The following is a 7026-nucleotide window of genomic DNA, read 5'->3' as shown; positions in this document are numbered from 1 at the left end:
TGGTGGTCGGCTGGTACGCCTGCCGCCACCGCATCCGCGAAATCGCCCAGGCCCGCGAAGGCTTCACCGGCAGCGCACCCGTCATCGCCAACCCGACACCCATCAGGTAATCCGCACCGTTCACTCAACGAATGCCAACCAGTCCGAACACCCAAGAAAAGCCAATGACAACTGAAATTGAAGAAATCCTGACCGCACCGAGCGCTCTCCCAGCACGCAAATCTGCCGGGCATGTGATTGTTGACTCGCTGGTGTCCCACGGCGTGGAGCGAAGCTACGTGGTTCCCGGCGAGAGCTTCCTGGACGTCCTGGACGGCCTGCACAACTCCCAGATCAAGACAGTTGTCTGCCGGCACGAAGGCGGCGCCGCTTATATGGCCGAGGCCGACGGCAAGTTGCACCAGCGCCCTGGCATTGCGATGGTGACCAGGGGGCCCGGCGCGGCAAACGCCCATGTGGGGTTGCACACCGCTTGGCAGGATTCCACCCCCATGTTGCTGTTCGTCGGCCTGATCCCGTTCGCGCATCGGGACCGGGAGGCGTTCCAGGAGTTCGACATCAAGGCCTGGTTCGATAGCGGGGCCAAGCGTGTCATGGTCCTGGACCATGCGGAGCGTGCGTCCGAGATTGTGGCCGAGGCGATGTTTGCGGCCATGAGCGGGCGGCCGGGCCCGGTGGTGGTGGGCCTGCCGGAAGACATTATCCGGCAGCGGATCGATCCTGTGCTGCACCCTGTCATTCCGGTGGCAGCCGGCGGCATGAGCAGCGCCGACGCCGCGGCGCTGGAAGCTGCACTGGCAAAGGCACGCAAGCCGCTCTTTGTCACTGGCGGCAACGACTGGACGCAGGAAGCAGCCGACCAGCTAACCGGATGGCTGGAACGGCACCATATCCCGGCAGCCGCTGAATGGCGGACGCAGGGAACAGTCTCCTTCGATTCCCCGTCCTACGTGGGGCCATTGGCTACGGCCGCCCTCGCCCGACATACGACCTCCTGGAGGAAACTGATCTGCTGGTGTTTGTCGGGACAGTGCCGGGCGACGTGATTACGGACGGCTTCGTCTGCAGGCAGGACTGGAACAAAAAGAACTTCCTGGTCACGGCCGACCCCTCACTCCGTGGCCGGTCGGGTCCCGTTTCGCGGCAGATTCTGGCCAAGCCCGAGGCCTTTGTCCGCGACCTCGAGGGAATCGACCTGCCGGTAAAGGAAGAGTGGAAGGCATGGACGGACCGGATGCGGGGCGAGCAGGAGCGGTTCGCCGCGCTACCCGGTGTGGCCCCGGCAGCGGGTCAGGCAAGGATGGACACTCTGATGGCGAACCTGGTGCCTCGGCTGCCGGAGGACTCAGTGGTGACGTTCGGTGCAGGCGAGCACACCAACTGGGCCCACCGCTATTTTCCCACCCGACGCTACGCTTCCATGATCAGCGCCCGTAACGGCTCAATGGGCTACTCGGTCCCCTCGGCCATCGCGGCATCGCTGGCCGAACCCGGGCGCCGTGTGGTCACCATCGCCGGCGACGGGGAGTTCCTCATGAACGGCCAGGAGCTGGCCACGGCGGCCCAGTACGGGGCCACGCCGCTGGTGATCGTCATGGACAACCAGGAATATGGCACCATCCGCACCCACCAGGAGAGGCACTACCCCTCACGTGTGTCCGGGACCCAGTTGAAGAATCCGGACTTCGGCATGATGGCCAGGGCCTTCGGCGGTTTCGGGATCACTGTCACCGAAGATAAGGACGTTAACGCCGCGCTCGACGCTGCCCTGGCGGCAATCGATGAGGACGGCGTCTTTGCCCTCATCCATCTCATTGTGGAACAGCGAGTCAGGGCGTACTGAGCTGAGCAGTCCTGCCCTGGCAGCGGGCGACGGCGGGACATTCCGCCGTCGCCCGCTGGTCGACCCCGTGGCGGGGGAACTCTGGATTTCCCGGAAATATATGCGAGGACTCGATTAAATATTTGTATGCAGAAGTGGCCCCCGTGAACGGCGCGAACTGCTTGCATCGGCCCTGACCTGCCAAGATAGGAATTCAGGCGTCCGCGGGCAAGCTTTTGCTCGGCGGGCACGCCAATTCCCGCCAACGCACATCGTAGGTCGGCTGCGGTTTCGGGCGTACAGTCCGTTGGTAAGCTCCCTTACAAATTTGTTGGGCAGTGTCCGAGGGTGTTTGCCCTCCTGGGGAAGGAACTGCCATGCAACTCAGTGCCGCGCAACAGGAACAACATCATTCCGCCTCGGGAGTACTACGCCGTCGCAGAGCAGCAACGGCAACCGGGGCAACGGGAGTTTTTCTCCTTGCCGCGGCCTTGCTATGGCAGCAGTCACCGGCCTTCGCGGCCACCCCGGTCGGTCTGGGCACGGCAGCCTCATACTCCGTGCTCGCCGGCACAACAGTGACCAACACCGGTTCCACTACCCTCGAAGGTGATGTGGGGGTGAGCCCCGGCAGTGCGGTTACGGGTTTCCCGCCGGGCGTGACAACCGGGACCATTCACGCAGCAGACGCTGTGGCTCTCCAGGCGCAGTCCGACGTCGGAATTGCCTACGACAACGCTGCCGGTCAGGCGTTGACTACCAGCGTGTCAGGGGATCTGGTGGGACGGACCCTGACTGAGGGTGTGTACAACTCCACGTCCTCACTGGCGCTCAGCGGGCAGCTCACCCTCGACGGCCAGGGAAATCCCAACTCCGTCTTTGTCTTCCAGGTGGCTTCGGGCCTGACCACCATGTCAGCCAGCAGCATCATCCTGACCAACGGGGCCCAGGCCTGCAACGTTTTCTGGCAGGTGGGCAGCTCGGCCACCCTGGGCACCGCCTCCACATTCAAGGGGACAATTCTTGCCCTCACCTCCATAACGGTCGCCACCGGTGCGACGGTGGAGGGCCGAGCCATGGCGCGCAACGGGCAGGTCTCCCTGGACACCAATGTGTTTACCACTCCGGCCTGCATCACGGCGCCAAGCACCTCGGCGCCCCCCACAACGGGCACGCCGACGGCGACAGGGACGCCGACCGACACGGCGTCAGCAACTGCGACGCCGACGGCGACAACCACGTTGGGTGCCACGCCGACAGTGACCGCGACGGCAACTCGGGCTCCGACCGCAACGGAAACACCCGCAGCGGGGGCGGGCGGCACCGGAACCGATGCGCCTACCTCGGCGGCGCCGCTGGCCGATACCGGGTCCGGCAACGGGGCCGGAACAGGGGCAGGGGCGGGCGCAGCAGGCGGCCGGAACCAGGGCACCAATGTTGACACGGCGGTCGGCGTGTCCAACGAGGAAACGGCGGCCTTCGGGGCAATTCTGGCCGGTCTTGGATTGACTTCAGCAGTAGTGGGCGCCACGTTGGTGGCCCGCAGGCGCCGCAGCGTCCAGGAGTAGCGGCTTGCGGCGGGCAGCGGCAAGAGGCAGGCACCTCCGCACGCGCGGCCCGGCACGGAACTGGAGCAGGGCGGCGGTCACCCGGTCCCTTGTTGGTGCCTTAGCCCTGTCCGTTTTGCTTATCGGCTGGGGATCGTCGCAGGCTACAGTTCCGACGACGACGGCGCCGCCTCGAGCTCTGTCGGCGAGTCCGCCCGCTCCCGCCCCAGCGGTTGTCACCGCTGCGACAACGCCAGCGCCCGGCTCACCGCCACTGCATATCACTTACCCGGCCGCGGCGATGGACCAGGCCGTCCTGCCGCTGACGCCCACAGAGGAGGAGCGGAACCTCGCAGCCATCGTTCCGCCGCCCACGGCTGACGCCTATTGGCTCACCCCCTACGGCGTCCCCGGCGCAGGGTCCACGAACACCACCTACATCGCCGGGCACAGCTGGGAAGGCAGCGCTTCGCCTTTCAACAACATCAGTTCGCTGGCAAAACCTGGGGACCGGCTGACCGTCACCACGGCCGAGGGGCCGCTCCACTACACCGTTGACCGGATCACCACCGAATACAAGGACACCCTGAAGGACAGCGCGATCTGGGACAAGGTGCCGGGCCGGCTCGTCCTCATCACGTGCTTTACCGAGGACCTGTGGGGCAAGAACATCATCGTTCAGGCCAGCCCGGTACCTGCTGACTAGGCTCCTTATCGACGCTTCGGACCTCCGCTAAGCACAATGTGAGCCTCCGGGCAAGGTCCCGTACGGTTAAAAGAGGCCTGCTTCTTGGGATGTGCAGCCGGCCCGCAATCCGTGTAGATTCCAGAACTGCAGGCGTGCCGCCGGGACGTCTTTTTCGGTTGTGTTGAGGAAGTGAGCTGTAATGACCAATCCCCATTTTGAGGTCTTTCTCGCGCAGTCCATCCGTGAGGACGCCGAGAACGAGGCAGGACTGGACCGGGACGAGCTTTACGGCGTCTACACCAGCTGGTGCCTCATGAACAATGAGGAGCCCCAGGCTCCCGAGGACCTTTGGGCCGCTCTGAAGGAGCACCGCATCAAGCCCGCGGACAACCATCTGGCCATGAAGGGACCGGCCGCCGCAGACTACATCATTGCCAGCGCGCCCGACATCGTCTGACGCCGTCCCGGTTGGCGGTGCTGGAGTACTGCATCCGGCCCGGCCGCAGGTGCAGCCGGGCCGGATGCCCCGTTTAGGAAACCGCGCTCAGTTAAGGTCGAAGCGGTCGAGTTCCATGACCTTCACCCAGGCCGCAACGAAGTCGTGGACGAACTTCTCCTTGGCGTCGTCGCTGGCATAGACCTCGGCCAGCGCCCGGAGCTGGGAGTTTGATCCGAAGACCAGGTCCACCGATGTGGCGGTCCATTTCCGCTCGCCGGTGGTGACGTCAGTGATCTCGTAGACGTCCTCCTCCGTCTCCGATGCCTTCCACTTCGTGCCGGGGGAGAGCAGGTTGACGAAGAAGTCGTTCGTCAGCACCTGAGGCCTGTCGGTCAGGACGCCGTGGGCTGATCCGCCGTGGTTGGTGCCGAGCGCGCGCATGCCGCCGATGAGTACGGTCATTTCCGGTGCGGAGAGGTCCAGCAGGTAGGCCTTGTCGAGCAGAAGAGTCTCCGGCTGGAGCTTTCCTCCGGGGCGCACATAGTTGCGGAACCCGTCACCCCTCGGCTGCAGGTACTGGAAGGACTCGACGTCGGTCTGGTCCTGGGCAGCGTCCGTGCGGCCCGGCCGGAACGGCACGGTGACGGCGAAGCCGGCGTCCTTCGCGGCCTTTTCAACCGCCGCGCAGCCGCCGAGGACGATCAGGTCTGCGAGCGAGACCTTTTTGCCCCCGGTCTGGGCGGAGTTGAACTGTTGCTGCACTGCTTCGACGGCCTGCAGCACAGATCCCAGCTGCTCGGGCTCACTGGCTTCCCAGCCGCGCTGGGGTTCCAGCCGGATCCGTGCGCCGTTGGCTCCGCCGCGTTTGTCCGTCTTGCGGAAGGTGGCTGCCGAGGTCCATGCCGTGCTGGCGAGCTGCGAGACGGACAGGCCCGAGTCCAGGAGCTGGGCCTTGAGCCCGGCGATGTCCTGCTCGTTGACCAGCTCGTGGTCAACCTCCGGGACGGGGTCCTGCCAGAGCTGCGGGGCGGGGACCCAGGGCCCCAGCATGTGCGGACCGACGGGCCCCATATCGCGGTGCAGGAGCTTGTACCAGGCCTTCGCGAACGCGAGCGCAAACTCGTCCGGGTTCGCCAGGAAGCGCCGCCCTATTTCGCCGTAGACCGGGTCGACGCGCAGCGACAGGTCTGTTGTCAGCATGGTGGGGCGGTGCTTTTTCTCCGGGTCGTGCGCGTCCGGGATGATCTCCGGAGCGTCCTTGGCAACCCACTGGTGTGCGCCCGCCGGACTCTTGACAAGCTCCCACTCGTATTCGAACAGGATCTCCAGGAAGCGGTTGCTCCACTGGGTGGGCTTGTCAGTCCAGGTGACTTCGAGGCCTGAAGTGATGGTGTCGCCGCCCTTGCCGCTGCCATAGGTACTGAGCCAGCCCAGCCCCTGGTTCTCCAGATCGGCTCCCTCCGGCTCGGGGCCGACGTAATCGTCGGCCACAGCGGCGCCATGGGTCTTGCCGAAGGTGTGCCCGCCCGCGATCAGCGCGAAGGTTTCTTCGTCGTTCATTGCCATGCGCTTGAACGTCTCGCGGATGTATGCTGCTGCGAGTTTGGGATCCGGATTGCCCATCGGCCCTTCGGGGTTGACGTAGATCAGGCCCATTTCCGTGGAGCCGACCTCCTCCGCCATCTGGCCTTCGCCGATGTAGCGTTCGTCGCCGAGCCAGGTGTCCTCGGGCCCCCAGAAGATTTCCTCGGGCTCCCATACGTCCTCGCGGCCGAAAGCAAAGCCGAAGGTCTTGAAGCCCATCGATTCGAGGGCCACGTTGCCGGCGAGGACCAGCAGGTCAGCCCACGAGAGCTTCTGGCCGTATTTCTGCTTGACGGGCCACAGCAGCCGCCGGGCCTTGTCCAGGTTGGCGTTGTCCGGCCAGCTGTTGAGCGGCGCGAACCGCTGGCTGCCGTCCCCTGCACCGCCGCGGCCATCGTGGACGCGGTAGGTGCCGGCGGCGTGCCAGCTCAGCCGGATCATCAGGCCGCCGTAGTGGCCGAAGTCGGCGGGCCACCAGTCCTGGGAGGTGGTCAGGACCTTGGTGATGTCCTGCTTGAGCGCCTCGACGTCGAGCTTCTGGAACTCTTCGCGGTAGCTGTAGGTGGGGCCGAGAGGGTTGCCCGCCGGCTGGTGGGCGTGGAGCACGGAGAGATCCAGCTGGTTCGGCCACCAGTCCGCGACAGTCCGGGGACGGTGCCCCTTGGGCTCCGGCGAGTCAATCGCCGGGTTTTCGCTCTCGCTGCCGTGGGACGTCACGCTGTCATGGTTCACCGGACAGCCACCCTTTACCTTGCTGTCCAGGCCCTGGGCGCTTCCCGGGGTGGGGACCGGAGGGTGTTCCTGGCTATCGCTCATGTGCTTCCTTCCATATGGCCGAGGCCGTGGTCGGACTCGGGCAGCCGGTTCAACCCTCCTATTTGACCATGACCGCGCGCCGCGGGGGAGGGCCTTTCCGCCATTAGCTGTCGGCGGCTAGCGGCGCCCT

Annotated in this window: 4 protein-coding genes and 1 pseudogene; 4 read left to right on the top strand and 1 reads right to left on the bottom strand. The window is 65.4% G+C overall.

The genetic code is table 11. The features are described 5' to 3' along the window. The first annotated feature begins 164 nt into the window (after positions 1-164). The 4 genes and pseudogenes from ABIA70_RS19735 to ABIA70_RS19720 all read left to right on the top strand — a co-directional run bounded on the left by ABIA70_RS19735 (position 165) and on the right by ABIA70_RS19720 (position 4514). Positions 165-1843 (top strand): annotated as a pseudogene (locus tag ABIA70_RS19735) (thiamine pyrophosphate-dependent enzyme). Between the two features lie 356 nt (positions 1844-2199). Beyond that, positions 2200-3390 carry an ice-binding family protein gene (locus tag ABIA70_RS19730; RefSeq protein WP_354149270.1) on the top strand — a complete coding sequence of 397 codons (1191 nt, stop codon included), beginning with the start codon at positions 2200-2202 and terminating at the stop codon, positions 3388-3390. A gap of 280 nt (positions 3391-3670) precedes the next feature. Beyond that, on the top strand, positions 3671-4075 hold the full coding sequence (locus ABIA70_RS19725) for a class F sortase (RefSeq protein WP_354149269.1): 405 nt from the start codon (positions 3671-3673) through the stop codon (positions 4073-4075). A 181-nt stretch (positions 4076-4256) separates the two neighbouring features. Then, entirely contained in the window at positions 4257-4514 is a 258-nt protein-coding gene (locus ABIA70_RS19720) for a hypothetical protein (protein WP_354149268.1), read from the top strand. A gap of 87 nt (positions 4515-4601) precedes the next feature. On the opposite strand, the gene katG is transcribed toward ABIA70_RS19720, so the two are convergent. Further along, positions 4602-6896 carry a catalase/peroxidase HPI gene (gene katG / locus ABIA70_RS19715; RefSeq protein ID WP_354149267.1) on the bottom strand — a complete coding sequence of 765 codons (2295 nt, stop codon included), beginning with the start codon at positions 6894-6896 and terminating at the stop codon, positions 4602-4604. Positions 6897-7026 lie beyond the last annotated feature (130 nt).

The organism is Arthrobacter sp. 754 (genome assembly GCF_040548695.1).
Classification (GTDB): Bacteria; Actinomycetota; Actinomycetes; order Actinomycetales; family Micrococcaceae; genus Arthrobacter.
This window is presented reverse-complemented; position numbering and strand designations above follow the sequence as displayed.

Bases quoted from the DNA above. Each gene is read 5' to 3' on its own strand.
- ABIA70_RS19730 (WP_354149270.1), top strand. From the start codon at position 2,200: ATGCAACTCAGTGCCGCGCAACAGGAACAACATCATTCCGCCTCGGGA.
- ABIA70_RS19725 (WP_354149269.1), top strand. From the start codon at position 3,671: ATGGACCAGGCCGTCCTGCCGCTGACGCCCACAGAGGAGGAGCGGAAC.
- ABIA70_RS19720 (WP_354149268.1), top strand. From the start codon at position 4,257: ATGACCAATCCCCATTTTGAGGTCTTTCTCGCGCAGTCCATCCGTGAG.
- katG (WP_354149267.1), bottom strand. From the start codon at position 6,896: ATGAGCGATAGCCAGGAACACCCTCCGGTCCCCACCCCGGGAAGCGCC.